9 protein-coding genes are annotated in these 22052 nt (G+C 65.8%); 6 read left to right on the forward strand and 3 right to left on the reverse strand.

The window, feature by feature from the left end; genetic code table 11:
• Positions 1-95: 95 nt before the first annotated feature.
• Positions 96-9848 carry an autotransporter-associated beta strand repeat-containing protein gene (locus Amn_RS01985; protein WP_286294422.1) on the reverse strand — a complete coding sequence of 3251 codons (9753 nt, stop codon included), beginning with the start codon at positions 9846-9848 and terminating at the stop codon, positions 96-98.
• A 236-nt stretch (positions 9849-10084) separates the two neighbouring features.
• A complete protein-coding gene (locus tag Amn_RS01990; RefSeq protein WP_246340573.1) occupies positions 10085-10978 on the reverse strand; it encodes a hypothetical protein in 894 nt (297 codons plus the stop codon).
• 323 nt (positions 10979-11301) lie between these two features.
• Between Amn_RS01990 and Amn_RS01995 the strand changes: the two genes are divergently transcribed.
• The 4 genes from Amn_RS01995 (at position 11302) to Amn_RS02010 (ending at position 18120) form a co-directional block, all read left to right on the forward strand.
• Positions 11302-12468 (forward strand): efflux RND transporter periplasmic adaptor subunit, encoded by a 1167-nt coding sequence (locus tag Amn_RS01995; RefSeq protein ID WP_286294423.1) that lies wholly within the window; start codon positions 11302-11304, stop codon positions 12466-12468.
• Positions 12465-15548: an efflux RND transporter permease subunit gene (locus Amn_RS02000; RefSeq protein ID WP_286294424.1), complete on the forward strand. Its 3084-nt coding sequence runs from the start codon at positions 12465-12467 to the stop codon at positions 15546-15548. The genes Amn_RS01995 and Amn_RS02000 overlap by 4 nt, the downstream gene beginning before the upstream one ends.
• A gap of 227 nt (positions 15549-15775) precedes the next feature.
• Complete coding sequence (locus Amn_RS02005) at positions 15776-16837, forward strand: GNAT family N-acetyltransferase (protein WP_185910228.1); 1062 nt, start codon at positions 15776-15778, stop codon at positions 16835-16837.
• Between the two features lie 152 nt (positions 16838-16989).
• Complete coding sequence (locus tag Amn_RS02010; RefSeq protein ID WP_286294425.1) at positions 16990-18120, forward strand: glycoside hydrolase family 3 protein; 1131 nt, start codon at positions 16990-16992, stop codon at positions 18118-18120.
• 15 nt (positions 18121-18135) lie between these two features.
• Here the strand turns inward: Amn_RS02010 and Amn_RS02015 are convergent, their stop codons facing one another.
• Positions 18136-19107, reverse strand: coding sequence for a bile acid:sodium symporter family protein (locus Amn_RS02015; protein WP_286297814.1), 972 nt, complete (start codon positions 19105-19107; stop codon positions 18136-18138).
• Between the two features lie 152 nt (positions 19108-19259).
• Between Amn_RS02015 and Amn_RS02020 the strand changes: the two genes are divergently transcribed.
• Together Amn_RS02020 and Amn_RS02025 are read left to right on the forward strand one after the other, a co-directional pair.
• Positions 19260-20156, forward strand: a complete 897-nt coding sequence (locus Amn_RS02020) for a LysR substrate-binding domain-containing protein (RefSeq protein WP_067955049.1) — start codon at positions 19260-19262, stop codon at positions 20154-20156.
• A 75-nt stretch (positions 20157-20231) separates the two neighbouring features.
• Positions 20232-21479: a flavin-dependent oxidoreductase gene (locus Amn_RS02025; RefSeq protein ID WP_286294426.1), complete on the forward strand. Its 1248-nt coding sequence runs from the start codon at positions 20232-20234 to the stop codon at positions 21477-21479.
• Positions 21480-22052: the final 573 nt, after the last annotated feature.

Consider the following 22052-nt stretch of genomic DNA (forward strand, 5'->3'; position numbering starts at 1 on the left):
GCGTCTCGGTCTGGCCAACTGTTCGTAAGCGGCGGGGGAGTGTCTGGGGCCCTGACTGCGGACAGACCGGAGCGGCGTCTCCGTCGCCCCCTTGATCAGAAATTGACGCCGAGACTAGCCCGGAAGCTCTGGTCGACGACGCCGGAGCCGAACTGGCCGGTATAGGCTATGCCGAGCTTGGCATCGGGGCTCAGCGCGAGGTCGAGACCGGCCTCGACTATCGCCACGTCCTTCGCGACGGGCGCGCCGGCGATCTGGAAGGCGCTGCCGCCTGAGAAGGCGACCGAGCTCAGCGGGGTGACGTCGCCGAAGGCGTGGCGCCAGCCGGCCATCCCGCGCAGCGTGGCGTCCATGCCGCGGATGGCAATGTCGGTGCTGGCCCTGACGCCGAGCGTCGTGAACGTCGTCTCGGTGGTCGAGGCGTTGGCCGTCAGCGCTGCCTGGCCGCCCTTCTCGGTGAAGCTGTCGGTCCTGACATTGATATAGGCAAGCGCTGCGAAGGGCTCGACGATCGCGTCGCCCGTCTGCAGGCGATAGCTCGCCTCGCCGAAGACCTGGGCGATGCCGGCGTCATAGCTGGCGGTCAGCCTGTCCTTGAAGTTGGCAAAGGCAACGGTGCGGCTGGTCTCGATATCCGTCCAGCTGTAGGCGGCGCCGGCGCGCAGGCCGAACGCCTGCCACCGGCCGCCCGCGAAGACACCGGCATGGTAGGCCCTGCTGTCACCCGAGGACGCGCGGTCGTCGGCATCGAAGCTGCCATTGCTGTAACCGGCGAAGGCACCGATGCGAAGGTTGTCGCCGATGCCGGCATCGAGACCGCCGATGAAGCCGCCGGTGCTGCGGCCGAAGGCTGCCGCGTTGCCGTCGCTGCCGGTCTTGCCCCAGGAGCCATAGGCCTGACCCCAGAAGGCCATACGCTCGGTCGTCGCCTCGGCGATCTCGGGGCCGTCGAGGCCATAGGCCATGACGGGCGGGGCTTGCGTGCCGATGTCACCGAAGGCAGCGCGGATACGGTCGTTGGCGGCACTTGCGAGGAAGCGGCTGTCGTCGACGAGCATGCCGCCGACCGAGGCGTGGACCTCGCCCGACAGTGCGTCGAAGGCCTTGCGCGCGGCGTCCTTGTCGAGATTGACGATGGCCTTGTAGATCGCGTGCTTGTTGCCCAGCTTGTCGGCTGCCCCGCCGGCGGCGAACTGGTTGCGGGTCGCGGCGATGTCGGTGAACTTGATGTCGTTGCGGTCGAGCGACAGGCCGACGGCGTTGCTGGTATAGGTCAGCGTCGGCGTCAGGAAGGCGAGGTTGCTGGTGACGGAAGCGAACTGGCCGAGCACGCCGGTTGCCGCGGTCAGGATGGTGTACTGCGTCGACGGTGCGTAGTTGCCGCTGCCGGCCAGCACCTGGACTGTGCCGCCCGAGAGCGTCGCCTTGCCGGCGACGGAGAGCCTGTCGGACTTGGTCGTGTCGACATCGACCTGGAAGGTCGAGCCGGCGGCGAAGCTGGCGTCGCCGGTGACGCTGAGCGTGCCGATCGAGCTGCCGGTGTTGACGATCGAGCCGGACTGGGCGGTCAGCTTGCCGATGATGCCGGTGCCGCCGAGGGTCGCGCCCGAAGCAACCGTCACCGCCGACTTGGCGAGCGAGCCGTTCACCGAGAGCTTGCCGGTGCTGACGGTCGTGTCACCCGAGAGCAGGCTGGTACCGGTCAGGGTGAGCGCGCCGTTGCCCGACTTGGTGAAGCTGCCGGTGCCGTTGATGGCATTGGCGAAGCTGGCATCGGTGGACTGGTCAATGATGAAGGCGGCGTCGTTGAGGATCGCGCCGCTGCCGAAGCTGGTGGCCGAGCCGGAGAGCGTGCCGGCGGCGATGGTCGTGCCGCCGGTGTAGCCGTTGGTGCCGGTGAGGACCGTCTTGCCCGAGCCGATCTGCTTGATCGCGCCGCTGCCCGAAATCGCGCCGGCGAAGGTCAGAAGGGCGGAGCGGTTGAAGGCCAGTGTGCCGGAATTGGCGACGTCGCCGGTGATCGAGCCGCTCGTGGCGCCATTGCCGATCTGCAGCGTGCCGGAGCCGATCTTCGTGCCGCCGGCATAGGTGTTGGTGCCGGTCAGCGTCAGCGTGCCGCTGCCCGTCTTGGTCAGCTTGCCCTGGCCGGAGATCGTGCCCGACGCTGTGAGGTCCGCCTGGGTGTCGAACGTGCCGCCTGCCAGGCGCAGCTCGATGTCGCGTTCGGTGGTCATGGCGGCGGTGTTGGTCAGGATGCCACCGATGAAGGTGAGCCCGCCCGAGGTCCCGCCGAGATTGCCGTCGGAGGAGATCGACAGCGTGCCGCCTTTGATCGTGGTGCCGCCGGTGTAGCTGTTGGCGCCGCTGAGCACGAGCGTGCCGTAGTCGTCCTTGACCAGTCCGCCGGCGCCGGTGAGCTCGGATTCGATCGATGCAACGGTGCCGGCGCTCGACACCGTGCCGTCGCCGACGCGGATGGTGGTGGCGGTATCATGCAGGCCGATCGCGTCGCCCTTGAGCACGTAGCCGCTGGTCGCGAACTGCATGCCGGTGACCGACATGCGGCCCTGGCTCGAGTCGACGGTCACCGTACCGGCTGTGCCCTGGAAGATGGCGTAGCCGGGCTGGGGCGCCATCGGTGCGTTGAAGGCGCCATCCTGGCGGGTCCAGTCGCCGCCTTGGGCGCTCCATGTGCCGTCGCCGCCGTCGACGCTGCCGTTATTGAGATTGCCGCTGGCGCCGCCATCCCAGAAGGCAAGTGCCGTGCCGCCGGTGTTGATCAGGTTGATCTGCTTGGCCACCTGCGTCTGGATGGAGAGGTCGCTGGCCTGGAAGGCACCGGGTACGGTGCCGATGACCAGGCCGTTGTCGGTCAGCGTGCCGCCATAGTCGATCAGCCGGTAGACGCCGGCGCCGAAGTCGTTGCCGCCGCTGACATTGAGCTTGCCGTCCAGCACGAGGTCGCCCTTGACGTCGATGCGGTCGCTCTGGGCGCCGAGCTCGAAGTCGAGATTGGCACCGTTGGACAGGTTGAGCGAACCGACCGTCAGCGTGCCCTTGCCGGCGCCAGGCGCGATATGGCCGCCGTCGGAGACGGTGACGCTGCCCGAGACCGTACCCGAGCCGGACAGCGTCGCGCCGCTGTCGACGCTGACGGCGGTATTGCCAAGCTTGCCGTTGACCTGAAGCTCGCCGGCCTTGACCGCGGTCGCGCCGGTGTAGGTGCTTTCGCCCGACATGGTCTGCTTGCCGCTGCCCTGCTTGGTGAAGCCGCCGCCCGACATGACGCCTGAGAATTCGGTGTCGTCGCCATTGCCCGATGTCAGCGTGCCTGCCCCAAGCTTGACGTTGCCGGCGCCGGCCAGCGAGGCGATGGTCTGGTTGTGACCGTCGAGGTCGAAGGTGGCGCCTGAGCCGACGCTGACCGCGCTGGACGAAGCAAGCGTGTTGGCGGCGCCCGCGGTCAGCGTGCCTGCATCGATTTTGGTTGCGCCTGTGTAGGTGTTCGCGCCGGACAGGGTGAAGCTACCCGTGCCCTTCTTGGTCAGGCTGCCGGTGCCGGTGATGATGCCGGAAAATTCGGTCGAGCCGTTGTTGCCGCCCGCGGTCAGCGTGCCGGCTCCAAGCGAAACCGTGCCCGCGCCTGCGAGAGAGCCGATGACCTGGTCGAAGCCGTCGAGATCGAGCTCGGTACCGCTGGCGACTTCGACCGCGCTGGCTGAAGAAAAGCTATTGGCAGCACCCGCTTTGAGCGTGCCGCCATCAAGCCAGGTCTTGCCCGTGTAGCTGTTGCTGCCGCTCAGGGTGAAGACGCCGGTGCCGATCTTCGACAGGTTGCCGGCCCCGGAAATCGAGCCGGAGAAAATGGTCGAGGCGTCGTTGCCACCCGTCGTCAGCGTGACCTCTTGCGGCGAACCCCAGAGCGGCCTGGCCACGCCGAGCGTGACTGAGCCAGCGCCTGCCAGCGAGCCGATACGCTGGTCGTAGCCGTCGAGGTCGAGCGTTGCATCGGCCTTGACGGTCATCGCGCCAGTCATGTCGAATGCATCCGCATTGCCCGCTTTGAGCGTGCCTCCGCTGACCGTGGTCGGACCACCGTGTTGCATGGCGTTGACGACAAGCGCGCCGGCGCCGGTCTTCTCCACGGCGCGCGGTTCGCCGCCACCGCTGAGAATGTAGCCCGAATGCGTGGCCGTGCCCGACGCGACCGACAGCACGGTGTTTTCCTGCTGCAGGGTCATTATGTTGGCGAGGTCGACACCGGCGCCATAGTCGAGGCCGCCGCCGAACATCATGATGTAGCCGGTGCCTGCCGCGAGGCTGTTTTCGAGCCGCAACGTTCCGGCAAGCGAATAGACGATGCCGTCGAAACCGCTGCTGTCGCCCGACAGGGTGAGCTTGCCTGCGCCATATTTCTTGAAGTCGCCCGAGCCTGACATGTCGCCGTCGAAGGAGCTGTCGTCCGACCTGTCGAAAGCAAGCGTGCCGGAATTGCTGACCTTGCCCGACAGCGTGCCGCTCGTCTCGGATTTGCCGATCTGCAGCACGCTGCCGCTGTCGATGGTGGTGCCGCCGGAGTGGCTGATGTCGCCGCTCATCAGGACGGTGCTGTTACCGGTCAGCGTCATCGCGCCGGTGCCGGTGATGTCGCCGGCAAATTCGCCATTGGCCTCCGTGTTGTTGAAGACCAGCCTGCTGTTGTTGAGCACGTCGCCCTTGATCGAGCCGCCATTGCCGATCTGCAGCGTGCCGGCGCTGATCGTGGTGCCGCCGGTGTAATAGTTGGCGGAGGTCAGGGTTGTCGTGCCGGTGCCGTTCTGCTCGACGCGCCCGGTGCCGCCGATGTAGCCGCTGATCACGAGTGCGTCGTCGGAGCGGTTGAAGGCCAGCACGCTGTTGTTGACGATATCGCCGGCGACCGAGCCCGACGTGCCGCCATTGCCGAGCTGCAGGGTGCCTGCGGAAATGGTGGTCTTGCCGGTGTAGGTGTTGTCGCCGGTCAGGATCAGCGTGCCGAGGCCGAGCTTGTCGAGTTCGGTCATGTCGCCGTCGGCGATCATCGAGCCGATTGTCGCCGTGACACCGTTGTCGGTGTTGATGAAGCTCGCTTTTTCGTTGCCGTGGGGATTGCCGGACAGGGCGAGGATGCCGCCGGTGAGCTCATAGCCGTCGGTCGAGAACTGCAGGCCCTGGAAGGCCAGCGAACCGGTGACGGTGACCGTTCCGGCCGTGCCGGCAAAGACGCCGACCTCGCCACGCCAGCCGTCGTTGATGGTGGCCTCCCCAGGTGCCCCGGTCCAGTTGCCATTGCCGGCGCTCCAGGTGCCGCTGCCGCCGTCGACGGTGCCGTTGCCGGCGAGGTCGCTGCCGTCCCAGAACTGCAGCAACTGGTCGTTGTTGCGGATCATCAGGTTGACCTGGTTGGCGACGGCGGTGCTGATGATGGCATCGGTGGGCAGCGTGTGGAACGAGCCGGTGACGCTGCCCGAGACGTTGAACAGCCGGTAGTAGCCGGTCACCGCATTGGGCGTATCAAGCGTGCCCCCGAGCGTCAGGTCGCCATTGACGATGACGAGATCGTTGGTCGGGCCGCCAACGACGCCTGACGTGCCGAGCTCGAAGATGCTGGTTGAGCCGCTGTTGAGGGTGAGGTCGCCGTCGACGGTCAGAGTGCCAGGGCTGTTGCCCGCCGACAGCGTGCCGTTGACGATGGTGGTGGCGATGGTGCCGCTGCCGCCGATGGTCGCGCCGGCATCGACCGTGACGCTGGAGGACGACGCGATCGAGCCGTTGACCACCAGCTTGCCGGCGGAAACCCTGGTTGCGCCGGTGTAGCTGCTGGTGCCTGTGAGGATGGTGGTGCCGGTGCCGGCCTGATCGAACGTTCCGGCGCCCGAGATGGCATTGGCGACGGTGACGATGTCGGAGCGGTTGAAGGCGAGCGTGCCGGCGTTCTCGACGCTGCCCGAGCCCAGCTTGCCTGACGTGGCGCCGTCGCCGACCTGCAGCGTGCCGGCGGTGATCTTCGTCGTGCCAGCGTAGATGTTCTCGCCCGACAGCACAGTGGTGCCGTTGCCCTTCTGCGTCAGCCCGCCGGTACCGGACAGGATGCCACCGAAGGTCACCAGGCTCGACCTGTTGAAGGCAAGCGTGCTGTCGTTCAGGGCGACGACAGAGCTGCTGCCGATGCCGCCGCCCGAAGTGCCGTCGCCGATCTGCAACGTGCCGCCGACAAGCGAGGTGGTGCCGGACATGGTGTTGGCGCCGCTCAGCGTCAACGTGCCGTAGCCCTGCTTCTCGATGGTGCCCGTGCCGGAGAAGCTGTTGGCGAGGGTGTAGTCGCCGTCCCGGTTGAGGACCAGCATCGCGTTGTTGACGACCGCGCCGCTGCCGAGCGTGGCGGGGTCGCCATTGCCAAGGGTAAGCCTGCCTGCCGAGATGGTCGTTCCGCCGGAGTAGCTGTTGACGCCGTTGAGGACCAGATCGCCCGACCCGGTCTTGACCAGGCTGCCCGCGCCGCTGATCGCGCCGTTGAGGACGATCGAGGTGTCGGTATCGAGCGTGGCGGCGGCATCGAGATCGAAGGCATTGTCGAGCCAGCCGTTGGTGCCGCGCAAGGTTGCCGCGCCGCCGAAGGCCACGGTGCCGGTGCCGAGCCCCCCGAACCCGTCGACCTCGACGGTGCCGCCGCCGATGTAGGTGCCGCCGGTATAGGTGCTTGGCCCGCGCAGCAGGAGCTTGCCGGAGCCGGCTTTCACAAGTTCGGAGCCGGCACCGCTCAGGCCCGTGATGCCGGTCCGGCCGCTGCCGTCGATGGTCAGCCGGTGACCGTCGCCGTCCACGCCGCCGAGGAACTCGAAGCCGGTGCCCGCTTCCGTCAGCACCAGCGCGGTGCCGCTCAGGGTGGCCTGAGCCATCGCGCTGCTTTCGCCCGAGACCGTGTGCAGGGCGCCCTTGCCGTTGGCGCCGGTGCCCTTGAGCCTCAGCGCGCGCGTGTCGATCGACATGTCACCGTCGATCTCGAGCGTTGCATTGGCCGCGACATCGATGGCGCTCGAACCGTTGCCGAGCGCACCAGCATTGCGGACACTGAGCGTGCCGGCATTGACGGAGATGCCACCTGAGAAGGTGTTGGCGCCGGTCAGGATCGTCTTGCCCGTGCCGCGCTGGCTGAAGCCGCCATTGCCGTTGATGCTGTTGGCGAGCGTATAGGTGTTGGAACGGTTGACGGCGACCGTGCCGTTATAGTTGTCGATCGCGCCGAGAATGGAGCCGGTGGTCCCGCCATTGCCGAGCTGGAGCGTGCCAGAGTAAATTTCGGTACCGTTGGAATGGCTGTTGTTGCCGCTTAGGATCGTGGTGCCACCGCCCAGAATTGTCACCCTGCCGCCACCGGAGATGACGTCAGCGAAGGTCAGCGTGTTTGAGCGATTGAACGTCAGCGCAGTGCCGCTGGCCAGCGCGACGTTGCCGGCTAGCGAACCTGACGTGCCGCCATCGCCGATCTGCAATTGACCGCCGCTCACCGTGGTGCCGCCGATGTGCGTGTTGGCGCCCGTGAGCGTGAGCATGCCGCTGCCGACCTTGGTCAGCGAGCCGGTGCCCGAGGTCGCACCGGCGAAAGTCGAGGACACGTCGCCCTGGCCGACGGTCAGGGCGCCCGCGCCGAGCGCCACCGCGCCGGCGCCGGTCAGCCTGCCGATGGTCTGGGCCTTGCCGTTGAGGTCGAAGGTGGCGCCGCCGGCGACGGAGAGATCCTTGCCGAACAGCAGGCTGCCGCCGGCGCCGAGCCTGAGCGTGCCGGTATTGACCGCGGTGCCGCCGGCATAGGTGCTGGCGGCGCCAAGCACCACCGTGCCGGCGCCCGACTTGGACAGCGCGCCGGTGCCGCTGAGCAGGCCGTTATAGGTCAGCGTCATGCCGGCGTCGGCCGAAAGCCCCCCGCCGCTGGCGCCGAGGGTGGCGTCGCGGCCGGTGGCGAAGGATGCGGTGGCATTCAGCGTGCCGCCGTTGAAGCTCAGCACGCCGTTGCCGAGGCTGGCGTCGGACGCGACCGAGAGCGTACCGCCCGAAATGTCAGTGCCGCCGGTGTAGGTGTTGGTGCCGGTCAGCGTGACCGTGCCAGGGCCGATCTTGTTGAGCCCTGCCGTCCCAGTGAGTTTTGTCGCGTAGGAGCCGGCCTCGAGGTTGAAGGCGGTCGATGCCTCGATGGTCCCGGCGCCCGTGGTGCTACCGCCGGTTCCGGCGAACGTTGCGACGGAGAGCTTTCGTCCGGCGGCGATGTCGACCGTGGCGCCGGTGCGGTTGAAAAGCTGGTCGATGCCGGACAGGCTGCCGCCCGACAGCGACAGCGTGCCGCCATCGTTGTAGAACGCGCCGGCGCTGACCACGTCGCCGTTCTTGACGTTGAACTGCCCCAGATTGGTCACCGCCCCGTAGGTGGCCTTGACCGTCGCGGTGCCGTTGAGATTGAGAACCGCACCGGCATAGTTGAGAAAGGCGGTTCCCGCGTCGATGATGCCCTGATCGGCGACGTTGATCGTGCCTCGGTTGTTGAACTCGGCATAGGTGGTTTCGAGTTTTGCAGCAGAGCCGATGTTGATCGTCGCGTAGTTGGTGCCGGCGCCGAGGCTCAGCCACCTCGATGCCCCGAGCGTGACCAGGCCATAGTTTTGCAGGTCGTGGATCGCCTTGGCATCGTTGGCAGCGGTGCTGCCTTCGACCTTCATCTCCGCCCCGCCGTCTACCAGTATCCAGGTCGGCCTGACGCCGCCCGAATAGTTGCCTGCGATGGTGGTGACGCCGGCGCCGAGATGGATCGCGCCCTGGACGGTGCCCTGATTGGGGGCGGTGCCCAGACTGGTGACCCGGTTGGTTCCGCCTGTGATGTAGATCGCGTCCTGCCCGTTTTGCGAGCGTCGGATCGCGCCTGCGGTGCCGATGGTGATGTTCAGGTTCTGGCCGCGGATGCCGACACCCGCAGCGCCGCTCGGCGCCCGAGCACCCGCCCAGCCACCGCCCGCACCGCCATCGAGGCCGGAGACATCGCCATTGACGATGATCGTCGCGCCGTTCGGATCGGTGACTGAAATGCCATGGCCGCCATTGCCGCCGGCGCCCATGTCACTGGCTCGCAATGCACCGCCCGGTCCACCATTGGTATGACCCTCGGTGCCGTCACCGCCGAACCCGCCGCGCACAAAAACACCGGCGCCCACGGTTACTGTGGTGGAGCCGCTCGTACCGCCGACGAGAATACCGCTGCCGCCACCGCCACCGCCACCGCCGCCGCCGATCGAGGTGCCGCCAATCTGAACACCGGCGTAACCGCCCTTGCCGCCCTTGCCGCCATACGAGTTCTGATTGACGTTGACGATACCGGAGTTGACGACCAGGCCGGCGCCGCCGCCACCACCGCCACCACCGCCGCCTGCGCCGTTGTAGCCCCTGCCACCACCACCGCCGTTGTCAGAAACACCACCGCCGCCACCGCCAAAGCCGCCATCGGCGCCGCCGTTGCCGCCATTGCCTCCAGAAGGCTGGCCGTTGCCCGACTGGCCGCCGCCGCCGCCGTTGCCGCCGGCCGCGTTGACAGCGGGCATGCCGAACGAGCCGGCTCTGGTGCCACTACCGTTGCCGCCATTGCCACCGTCGTTGCCGATAGTATCGGCCGACGCCGCCTGGATCGCCGGGCCAAGCACCAACGGCGCAATCAGCGCCGAGCAGGCAAGCAGCGCCATGCGGTAGCGGCCGTGCCGGGATGATTGCGACGACACCGGCACGACGGTCCTCGCATCCGTCGCGGCATTGTCACGAATGGCTTCAAGGTCGCCGCTGGTGCTGCTCACGTGATATTCCCTGTATCGCGGACGCAAACCGGCAGCCGGCGGCGCGCAAGGCTCCGCCAGCGCCGCGACAGGTGTGCTGTCGGCGCAGTTCACATCGGCTGCTAAGTTCAGCTCCGGCGCCCGCCCAAAAAACCCCAAGCGCCGGGATGAGCGGGACCCTATGCCCGCCAAAAAAAGGGGTCAATTGTTAGAGACTGACTATTATTGGGGGGAATTTCGGCCGTTATTGCAGGTGTTTAGCCGATTTCGGGGGCGAGCGAGGCCTCGTACGCCGCGTCGATCACGGCGAGCTTCGCTGCCTGTGCGGCGGCGATTTCGCCGAGGAACCCCCTGGAAACCCACATCACCGAACTGCCGCGCTTGCCGCGCCAGCCGATGCTGCCGAGTGCTTCCGCTTCGCGCAACTTGCGGGCGAGATGCGAGCGCGAAAGCTGCAGCCACAGGCCCATTTCGGCGATCGAGGTGATGCTTGTCGACAACTGTTCGGCACCGCTGCTGGCGTCTTCCAGCCCGACGATCAGCCGTTCCATGATGATGCCGCCATTGTTGAGCCAGGTGAACAACGAAAACGTGTTGGCCGGCTCGCGGATGGCCTGCGAAGACAGCAGCCCTTCGCAGATCAGCGGCTCGATGCGGTCCATGCCGTCCGAAGTCGCCAGATAGGTGGCGAGGCGCTGGCCACCGTCGAGGCCGTCGAGCGTCGCCAGATGCACCATGATCCAGCCATGTATGGCATCGAACGTCGATTGCGACGGACGCACCGGCCGTGCCCGGCGGTCGTCGCTCTCGGGGCAATATTCGATGTAGCCGTAGTTGAGCAGTTCCTTGAGGAAGGCGTCGGCAGTGTTGCGGCTCGCCACCGCGTAGGCCTGGGTCATGTCGAGGAAGCGCGACGTCAGGAGTCCTGGCTCGCCGGCGTCTCGATTGAAATAGACGGCGAAGCCGATGTGGCCCATCAGCCAGCGTTGCTGGGTGGCGAAGATGGAAGACTGCCGCGGATTGGCCTCGTAGGCGATCAGCAATGCCTGCGATTGCCGCCGGATCAACTCCTGCAGCGCGGGGTGGCTGGCGATTTCATCCGCAGTTATCGGCAAGAATCGGCCCTCGAACTGCTCGCTATATCCACGCATCAGCCGTGATCTGTCCAGCCCCGACGAAGTAGTCCGGCGTGCTCTTCTTGGGGTGATGGTCATAGCAGCCACGCCGGCAAATCTATCTCGGCAAATGACCTTTCGATCGGCCTTGCCCGAGGAAAATCAAGTTGCCACCGCAAAAATGGCCGGCCGCCGGCGCGACGACAGATTGCTGCAATGGTGCCCTGTCATTTGGCTGATCATGAAAACGGGTTTGGCCCAATTAATAGATTGATCAATCGAATAATAGTATATTGGCTTGGAGGGCGCCGGCAGCCGCCATTCTTCGGAGACATCGGACTGTGGAAAGTTTGTACCAAATGACGCACCACCTTCACCCCCGGGCGCGGATCGCGGCGATAGCCGCGGCGCTGCTGGTAAGCGCGGTCATGCCTGCGGCGGCTGATACTGCCGCCAATGCTGCCGCGCAGGGCGAAACCGCCAAGCGCCTGGTGTCGACCTTCGTCGTTGCCAGCGACATGACCGAATGGACGCTGTCGTTCACCGGCGTGCTTGCGGCCCGCGAGGAAGTTGCCGTCGGCGCGCCGTTTCAGGAGCAGCGCATATCAAGCGTCGAGGTCGAGGTCGGCGATCGCGTCGAAGCCGGCCAGATCTTGGTTCGGCTCGACACCGCGATGCGCGAGAACCAACTGCATGAGAGCCAAGGCCGGCTGGCACGGGCCAAGGCAGCGCTGGCCCAGCAGCAGGCCAAGGCGGCGCAGGCGCAGGCAGCCCTGCAGCGCGCGATGCCGCTCAGGCAGTCGGGGGCCCTTTCCGCCCAGGGTTACGCCGACCGTGCCTCGACCGAGGCTGTCGAGCGCGAGGGTGTCGCTCTCGCCCAGGCAGAGGTCGACCAGGCAGAGGCCCAACTCACCGAGTCCCGCCGGTTGGTCGAGCGCAATGTCGTGGTGGCACCCGTTGCGGGCGTCGTGTCCGAACGCCACGCCAATGCCGGCGCGCTGACCGGCGGGGAGCCGCTGATCAGGTTGATCCGCGACGGCGAGGTCGAGCTGGCAGCCGAGATCCCGGAACGCGAGCTGCCGCAGTTGGCCGTCGGCCAGACCGCCTCGGTCACCCTGCCGGGCGTCGCAGGCAGGATCCCGGGCAAAGTCCGGCTGATCTCGCCGAAGATCGACCGCGAGACCCGTCTCGGCGTGGCCCGCATCGCCTTCAAGACAGATACCGCCCTGTTCTCCGGCGCCTTTGCCCGCGCTGCCATCGTCGTGGCCAAGCGCAAGGCGATCGTCATTGCCGACTCGGCATTGGTCTATGGCGGCAAGGACAAGACATCAGTCTTCGTGGTCGAGGACGGAAAGGTCGACCTCAGGCCGGTCCAGACCGGCATGCGCAACAACGGCAGGCTGGAGATCCGGGCCGGCCTCAAGGATGGCGACGTCGTCGTCGCCAAATCCGGTGCTTCGCTGCGCGACGGTGATGAGGTGGCTACCACCGACATCGGCGCCAAGACCGGAAGCGTCCGGCCATGATCAGCAACATCTCCGCCTGGGCGATCCGCAAGCCGGTGCCCACAATCGTGCTGTTCGTGGTGGCGACGCTGGCCGGCATCGCTGCCTTCATGCGCCTGCCGGTCAACGCCAATCCCAGCCTGTCGTTTCCGATCGTCACCGTTGCGGTGACGCAGCCGAGCGCTGCGCCGGCCGAGATGGAGAGCCAGATCACCCGCCGAGTCGAAGGATCGATCTCCGGCCTTGCGGGCGTCAAGAACATCCGCTCGACGATCAAGGACGGCGTGTCGACGACGACGGTCGAGTTCAAGATCGGCGTCGATCCCGACCGGGCGACCAACGATGTCCGCGAGTCGGTCGGCCAGATCCGCTCCGACCTGCCGCAGTCGATCCAGGAGCCGATCGTCTCGCGTGTCGACGTCGAAGGCGGCGCCATCCTCTACTTCACCATGCAGGCGCCGCAGATGTCGGCGCTGGACGCCTCGTGGTTCGTCGAGGACATGGTCAGCCGCGAGCTTCTTGCCGCGCCCGGCGTCCAGAAGGTCGAGCGTTTCGGCGGCGTCAACCGCGAGATCACTGTTTCACTCGACCCCGACAGGCTGCTTGCGCTCGGCGTCACCGCCGACCAGGTCAACACCGCGCTGCGCGGCATCAACGTCAACGTGCCGGGCGGACGCGGCGAGGTCGGCGACCGCGAGCAGTCGATCCGTACGCTCGGCAGCGTCACCTCGTTCGACCAACTGCTCAACCTCTCGGTGTCGCTGCCGGGCAAGCGCTGGGTGCAGCTCAGCGACATCGCCGCCATCACCGACGGACCGACCGAGGCGCGCAGCTTCGCCCGTTACAATGGCGATGCCGTTGTCGGCTTCTCGGTCTATCGCGCCAAGGGCTACAGCGACACTGCCGTTGCCGACGCGGTGACCAAGCGGCTTGGCGAGATCACAGCGCGGACACCTGACGTCGCCTTCGTCGAGGTGATCTCGAACGTCGAATACACGCTCGAAAGCTACAATGCCGCCGTGACCGCGCTGCTCGAGGGCGCCGGTCTGACAGTGCTCGTGGTGTTTCTGTTCCTGCGCAACTGGCGCGCCACGCTGATCGCCGCGGTTGCCATGCCATTGTCGATCCTGCCCACCTTCGCCGTCATGGGCCTGCTCGGCTACACGCTGAACGGCGTCAGCCTGCTGGCGTTGACGCTGGTCATCGGCATCCTCGTCGACGACGCCATCGTCGAGATCGAGAATATCGAGCGCCATGTCGACATGGGCAAGCGGCCCTACCTCGCCTCGATCGAGGCGGCCGACGCGATCGGCCTTGCGGTTGTCGCCACGACCCTGACCATCGTTGCCGTATTTGCGCCGGTCAGTTTCATCGGCGGTGCCGTCGGCCAGTATTTCAGGCAGTTCGGCATCACGGTTGCCGTTGCCGTGATGATCTCGCTGGTCGTCGCGCGCCTGCTGACGCCGTTGATGGCGGCCTATCTGCTGCAGCCGAAAGGGGCCGGTCATCACGCCGCCGAACCGTCGCGGCTGTCGCGCCGCTATCTCGCGCTTCTCGGCTGGACGCTCGATCATCGCAAGACGACGTTTGCGCTGGTCTTCGTATTCTTTGCCGGCTCGGTGTTCCTTTTGTCGCAGCTTTCGACCGGCTTCGTGCCCGGCACCGACAGCAACATCTCCGACGCCAGCATCACCCTGCCCCCGGGCACCAGGCTCGACGAGACGACGCGCGTTTCCGACCACATCGTCAAGCAATTGCTGCAGCGCAAGGAAGTGGCGAGCGTCCTGGCCATCACCGGCGACGTCAACAGGGTATCGCTGATCATCAGGCTGAAGCCGCGCGGCGAAAGGCAGCTCTCGCGCAAGGAGTTCGAGCTTTCCGTGTTGCCCATCCTGGCCGGCGTGCCGGACATTCAGTTCAGCTTTGCCAGCGACTCCGGCGGCAAGGAGCTGTCCATCTTCCTCGCCGGCAACAATCCGGAGGAGCTGAACCTGGCCGCGCGCCAGCTCGAGGACGAGATGCGCAAGCTGCCGCAACTGGTCAATGTGCTGTCCAATCAACCTCCCGCAGCACCCGAGCTGCTGGTCAGGCCGCGCATGGACGAGGCGGCACGCCTTGGTGTGTCGGTGGTCTCGCTCGGCACCGTGGCGCGTATCGCCACGCTTGGCGAAACCGATGCCAATTCGGCGCAGTTCAACTTGGGCGACCGGCTGGTGCCGATCCGCGTGCTGCTCGACAAGTCGGCGCGCGGCGACCTCGAGACATTGCGCAACCTCAGGGTCGGCACCGATAGTGGCGCCGTGGTGCCGCTGACCTCGGTGGCCGACATCGACTTCGGCGCCGAGGAAGGCAAGGTTGAGCGGCTCGACCGCAAGCGCATGGTGGCCGTCGAAGCCAATCTGAACGGGGTGACGATCGGCGACGCGATGGCGGCCGTCGAAGCGCTGCCGCTGCTGAAGAACCTTCCCGCCAGTGTCCAGCATGTGAAGTACGGCGCCTCGGAAGAAATGGGCGAGATGTTCCGCGGCTTCGCGCTGGCGTTGGTGGCGGGCATCCTGATGGTGATGGCGGTGCTGGTGCTGCTGTTCAGGAACTTCCTGCAGCCGATCACCATCTTGATCGCCTTGCCTTTGTCGCTCGGCGGTGCCGCACTGGCCCTGCTGCTCTATGGCGCGGCGCTCGACCTGTCGTCGACCATCGGCATCCTGATGCTGATGGGCATCGTCTGCAAGAACTCGATCCTGCTCGTCGACTACGCCATCGACTGCCGTGCCCAGGGCATGGCGCGTCGCGAGGCGCTGATGCAGGCGGGCATGACCCGTGCCCGGCCGATCATCATGACGACGATCGCCATGGTCGCCGGCATGGTGCCGGCGGCAGCCGGCATTGGTGCAGACGCAAGCTTCCGTGCGCCGATGGCGGTAGCGGTGATCGGCGGCCTGATCACGTCGACGCTGCTCAGCCTTGTCGTGGTGCCGGTCATGTTCACCTCGATGGACGACCTCAATGCCTGGTTCGCCCGCCGCCTCAAGCGGCTGACATCGGTGACCGAGGCGGACCGCGCAGAAGGCGAGCTGATCGCCGAACGGGCGAGGGGCTGACAGGCCTGAGATTTGCGGGAGGCTGGCTGCCGGTCTCTTGCCCCAAGAGTTTCCAGCGTGGCGGCGGCGAGCAGCCACGTTTCATTTCAAAACGACGGAGAGACAGATGACAGCGACCTTTTACGCGACAGAACGGGCAGGTGGCCGGGACAAGCCGGCCGCCGCCTTTGAAACCATCGATCTTTGTGCCCGCGCTGAGGCGCGTGGCCGACCAAGGACATATGCCTATGTACAAACTCGACCCGGCACGCTTTGCCGTCGCCGAACCTCTGCTTGATCGTCTTACTGCCACACACGCCAGCATCGAGGCGGTGGCCTCCGGCGTGCTTGACGGCGATATCTGGGTGGATGATCCAACCCGGCCCAGGGTGGCGCTGCTTTGCGAAGGTGGCGACGGCTACTATCTCGCCGGCGACGTCGACCACCAGCCGTCCTATGCGGCCTTGAAACGGACGATCCCGCATACCGCCTATCTGATCCCCGACCGCGTGGAATGGGGTGAGGTGCTGGCCGACATCTGGGACAATCCATATGCCCGGCTGCATCGCCGCAAGGCCTTTCGGCATATCGGCGGAATGGGGAACGTTGCACGGCAGTTGCCCGACGGCTTCGAGCTCGCGCTCGTCGACCAGACACTGCTCGACCGCGGTGTATCAATCGATATCGAGACGATCACCGACCACCTCGAAAGCTGGACCTCGCCCGACCTCTTCCTTCAGCACGCCATCGGCTATTGCGTCATCCATGACGGCACTGTTGTCAGCCATTGCATGGCCGACAGCGTGGTGGGCGACCGCTGCGAGCTCGGCGTCGGCACCGAGGAGGCCTATCGCGGACGCGGGTTCGGCGCGCTGGTGACCCGCCAGACCGTCGCCCGTTGCCTCGACCGCGGCATCCGGCGGATTGGCTGGCATTGTCATGCCTCCAACGCTGCCTCGATGCGGATCGCCGAAACAAACGGCCTTGTCGAGGCGACAACATATGTGGCGTTCAGCTCGACCTTTCCGGCCGAGAATGTCGGCGACCTGCCAGCAGAGGAGTGCCTGGACTGGGCTCGTCACTACGCGGCGGCCAGCGACGACATCTCCTGGTATGCCTTCCATGCCGCGGGTTCGTTCGCACTTGGCGGCGACCTCGATCGCGCCTTGGTCCATCTCGGGCGGCTGGTCGACGGCGACTGGGAGGGGCAGCCGGAATGGCTGGAGAGCTACTGGACCTTCACCGCGCTGCGCGGCCACCCCGAATTGCCTGACATCGTCGCCAGGCAGTCACGGAAGTTCGGGGACTAACATAAACTGACGTTGCCGGCACGCCGCCTCGCATCTTTTGCGGGGCGGCGGATTCGAAAGCGATTCCGAATCCTTCGCTCATGTTCTAAGGACTTTGTTTGCATCGGTCTGCCACATGATGGCAGCGGACAGCGGCGGAGTTTGGCACGGCAATGGATCTCTCATTCGATCTCGGGCGCGGTCCTGCGTCCTATGGACACCGATTTCTGATCGGCCTGCAGCCCGGCCATGTGCTCGGCGACAAGGACAAGCGGCTGCTGTCGTTGCTCAGGCCTGCCGGCGTCGTTCTGTTTCGCGCCAACTTCCTGCCCGACGCGCCTTATGAGGACTGGCTCGACAATCACAGCAGGCTGCTGTTGGACGTGCGCGAATACATCGAACGTGACGAGGTGATCGTCTCGATCGACCATGAGGGCGGCGGCGTGCTGCGTCCGCCGGCGCCGATCACCGCCTTTGCCTATGCGCGTGAGTGGCCGAAGCAGGCCGCCGACGTCGGCAAGGCGATGGGCGTCGAATTGCGCTCGCTCGGCTTCAACGTCAATTTCGCGCCCGTCGTCGACGTCAATTCCAACCCGGCCAATCCCGTCATCGGCCAGCGCTCGTTCGGCACGACGCCTGACGATGTGGTGCCGGCTGCCAGGGCGTTTCTCGATGCGATGCAGGCCGAAGGCGTCCTCGGTTGCCCCAAGCATTTCCCCGGCCATGGCGATACGGCGGTGGATTCGCACTATTCGCTGCCGGTCATCGACGTCGACCCCAGGACGTTCCGCAGCCGCGAGCTCGAGGCGTTCCGTCATTTCAACGATGCGCGGACGCGCATGATCATGACCGCACACATCGTCATCTCGCAGATCGACCCAGGCGTTCCTGCGACGATGTCGAAGGTGATCCTGCAGGATATCCTGCGCAAGGAACTGGGATATGAGGGCGTCGTCGTCAGCGACGATCTCGGCATGAAGGCGATCTCCGACCGGCTCGACAAGCCCGAAACCACGATCCGCATCATCAATGCCGGCTGTGACCTTTTGTGCATGTGCGCCTACTGGGCCGACACCGAGATCATCACGCGCATGATCGACTACATGGCGGCCGGCCTGAAGGCCGGCGAGATCAAGGAGCGCGCGCTCGAACAGTCGTTCACCCGCGTTGCCGGCCTGCTAAAGGACCTGCCCAGCCACAAGGTCGAGCGCCTCGGTGAGGAGACTTTCGAGCAGCACGCCTCGGTCGCCCCGCTGCGCGCCCGCTCGCTACCGGCCAACCACGGCGGCGCCACCAAGATCTAGGTCTTTCCGGCGCGGCTATTGCGCCGCGCCCTGGGCTTCCGCTGCCGTCGCGTGTTCGGCGGCGGTGCGCTCGGCATAACGCCTGGCCATCCAGGCGCAGACCATCAGCTGCAGCTGGTGATAGAGCATCAAAGGCAAGACGATCGCGCCGATCTCCTGGCCGGCGAAGATGACGTTGGCCATCGGTACGCCCGACGCCAGGCTCTTGTGCGAGCCGCAGAAGGCGACGGTGATTTCGTCCTGCCCGGAAAAGCCGAGGAAGCGGCTGGCGAAGATGGTGACTGCCAGCACCGTCGACAGCAGGAAGGCGGCGATCAGCAGCAGCACCACCAGCGACTGCAGCGGCAACTGCTGCCACAGGCCTGCGACCATCGCCTTGGAGAAGGCGAGATAGATCACCATCAGGATCGAGCCGCGGTCGACGACAGTCACCAGCCATTTGTGCCGGCCGAGCCAGCCGGCAAGCCAGGGCTGGACGAGCTGGCCGGCGATGAAGGGCGCCAGAAGCTGCAGCATGATGCCTTCGATCGCCGACAGCGACACGCCGCCACCGCCGGTCTTGGCGAACAGCAGCCCAACCAGAAGCGGCGTCAGGAACATGCCGATGATGTTTGAGGCCGAGGCCGAGCACACGGCGGCCGGCACGTTGCCGCCGGCAAGGGCGGTGAAGGCGATGGACGACTGCACGGTCGACGGCAGCACGCACAAAAACAGTACGCCCGCATAGAGCGCTGCCGGCAGCACCGTCGGCACCAGCAGGCCGAGCCCAAGCCCGATGATCGGGAACAGCACGAAGGTGGTCGAGAACACCAGAAGGTGCAGTCGCCAATGTGTCATGCCGGCAATCACCGTCGCCCGCGACAGCCGCGCGCCGTGGAGGAAGAACAGCAGTGCGATGGCGATGTTGGTCGCGGTGCCGAAATGGCCGGCGAAGCTGCCCTGTGCCGGCAGAAGCGATGCCAGCACAATGCAGGCGATCATCAGCATGATGAAGGTGTCGGGGCGAAAACGTGCGAACAAGGCGTGTGATCCCTTGGCAATGAGCTAATTTTGTATACAGTATGCCAAATGCCGGTGGTATTGTGAATGGCGCATACAGGAATGATGCTCATTTCGTTTCGTGAACACAGGGAGGGATCATGTTCGATCCGATACTCCTCCAGACCTTCGTAGCGGTTGCCGGCTCGCGCAGCTTCACCGGGGCGGCGGTGCATCTGCGCCTCGGCCAGTCGACGGTTAGCCAGCACATCCGGCGGCTCGAAGTCAGCGTCGGCCGGCGGCTTCTCGTCCGCGACACCCATTCGGTGATGCTGACGCCGGACGGCGAGGCGATGCTCGGTTTCGCCCGCTCGATCCTCGACGCCAACGAACGTGCCCGCAGCTATCTGCAGGGGGCCAGGCTCAGCGGCCGCATCCGCTTTGGTGCCTCCGAGGATTTCGTCACCACCCGCCTGGCCGATGTGCTGCACAAGTTCACCGAGCGCCACCCGTCGGTCGAGCTCGAGCTGACGGTGGCGCTGTCGAGCACGCTGTTCGACTTGCTCGACGAAGGTGCGCTCGACCTCGTCATCGCCAAACGCCGCGTCGGGCTCAACCAGCAGCGCGAGGCGCGCAGCGGTGTTGCCGTGCGCACCGAGCGGCTGGTCTGGGCGGCGCGCGACCCATCGGTCGTCGAAGCCGGCAAGCCCTTGCCGCTGATCCTGTTCTCGCGTCCCGGCATCACCCGCGTCGCGGCGATCGAGGCGCTCGACCGCAAGGGCATCCCCTGGCGCATCGTCTGCACCAGCGGCAGCCTGAGCGGCTTGCAGGCAGCGGCGCGCGCCGGGCTCGGCATCATGGTTCAGCCTCGCAGCATGGTGTCGTCGGGGCTGATGGTGCTGCCGACCAGCCCGCAACTGCCGCAGCTCGAGGAAGTCGAGTTCATCCTGACCAGCGCCGCCAACGAGCCGACGGGTGTTGCCGCAGCACTTGCGAAGGAAATCCTCGACCGCAACGCCCGCCAGGAATTCGAGCTGCCGTTCCGCGAGGCGGTCTAGGCCGGACACCCGGCGGGTCGCACCTTTCGAGCGAGAAAATAGTCAGTATACTGCTTAAATTGATCGGAGAGCCATATGGACGTGATGATCATCGGCGCAGGCATCGGCGGGCTGACATTGGCCCTGATGCTGCACAAGGCGGGCATTGCCTTCCGCGTCTACGAAAGCGCGCAGGAGATCAGGCCGATCGGCGTCGGCATCTCGATCCTGCCGCATGCCAGCCGCGAATTGACCGAGCTCGGCCTGCAGCCAGCACTCGCCGAGGTGGCGGTCACGGCGCGAGAATCCTGCTTCTTCAACCGCTTCGGCCAGCTGATCTACAAGGAACCGGTCGGTACATTTGCCGGCTATAATTACCCGCAGTTCCAGATCCATCGCGGCGACCTGCAGCAAATCCTCTACGCAGCACTCGTCGAGAGGGCCGGCCCGGATTGCGTCGTTACCGGCTGGAAATGCATCGATGTCGAACAGACGGCGGATGCGGCGATCGCCCGTTTCGTCGACGGCCGCACCGGCGAAGACCGGTCCGTCCAGACCGGTGCCGCAATCGTCGGCTGCGACGGTATCCACTCCGTCGTGCGCCGCAAGCTTGTGCCCGACGATGGCGGCCCGATCTATTCCGGCGTCAACATGTGGCGCGGCACGACCTGGTGGAGGCCCTATCTCGGCGGCGCGAGCTACGTCCGCGCCGGCTGGCTGACGCATGGCAAGATGGTCATCTACCCGATCCGCAACAAGCTCGACGCTGACGGTCGCCAGCTGATCAACTGGGTCGCCGAGATCGAGACGCCTGATTATCACCAGCAGGACTGGAACCGCCGCGGCCGGCTCGACGACTTCATTCATGCCTTCGCCGACTGGAGCTTCGATTTCCTCGATGTGCCCGGCCTGATCCGAGGTGCCGAGGCGATCCTCGAATATCCGATGGTCGACAAGGATCCGCTCGCCCGATGGAGCTTTGGCCGGCTGACGCTGCTCGGCGATGCCGCCCACCCGATGTATCCGCGCGGCTCCAACGGTGCCGGCCAGGCGATCCTTGATGCGCGTGCGCTTGCCGACTGCTTTGCGTCGGGGGGCGATGTCGCGGCTGTGCTCAAGGCCTATGAGGACAAGCGGCTGCAGGCGACCGCGGCCGTCGTGCGCACCAACCGCTCCACTCCGCCCGACGTCATCCTCAAGGAGGTCTATGAGCGCACCGGGGACCGCCCTTTCGCCCGGCTCGATGACGTCATCACCCAGGACGAACTGGCAGCACTGTCGAACAGCTACAAGAAGGTCGCCGGCTACGACAAGGCAACGGTAGCCGAGCGGCGAAGGGCGTGAGGGGTGGGCGCGCTCAGGCCAGATAGCCGACTATTCTGGTCCTGCCGTCACGCAGCTCGATCGAACATCTGCCGATCGGGCCGAGCAGGTCCGTGAGGTCGGCATCGAATTCCATCCATACAATGGACCGAAGTTCGACCGGCCCGAATTCGATGGTGTCGATGTAAGGCCAAGGGCAGGCTTAGTCCAAGTGGAAAGCGCATCTGTCGGACATTGGCGGCGTCGATGAATTGAACCGTCATGCATCTCACATCCTTGCGCGTGGCGCGCACTGCGGCAATCAGTTTCCGCCACTTGGTGTCTGACATGAAGGCGCGCGAGAAGGTGGCTCTTGCCAAACGGCCGGCGGCACCCGGGTCGAGGATCTCCGGTCGTTTCATGGCCCGCTGCATGACCCCAAGATTTGACCCGTTGCAACAGGCCGAGACTTGCGGTTGTTGAGTGGAGCGGTTGAACCGGGAGCGATGCAGACCTTGTCATGCATCTTTCATGGCTGATCGAGAACAAGGCAGATTTGCCGAAGCGCCAGGGCGTGGGGCTATTGGCGCCAATATTGGTAAATTGCTTTGCCGC

The sequence above is a fragment of the Aminobacter sp. Y103A genome (assembly GCF_030294925.1).
Taxonomy (GTDB): Bacteria; Pseudomonadota; Alphaproteobacteria; order Rhizobiales; family Rhizobiaceae; genus Aminobacter; species Aminobacter ciceronei.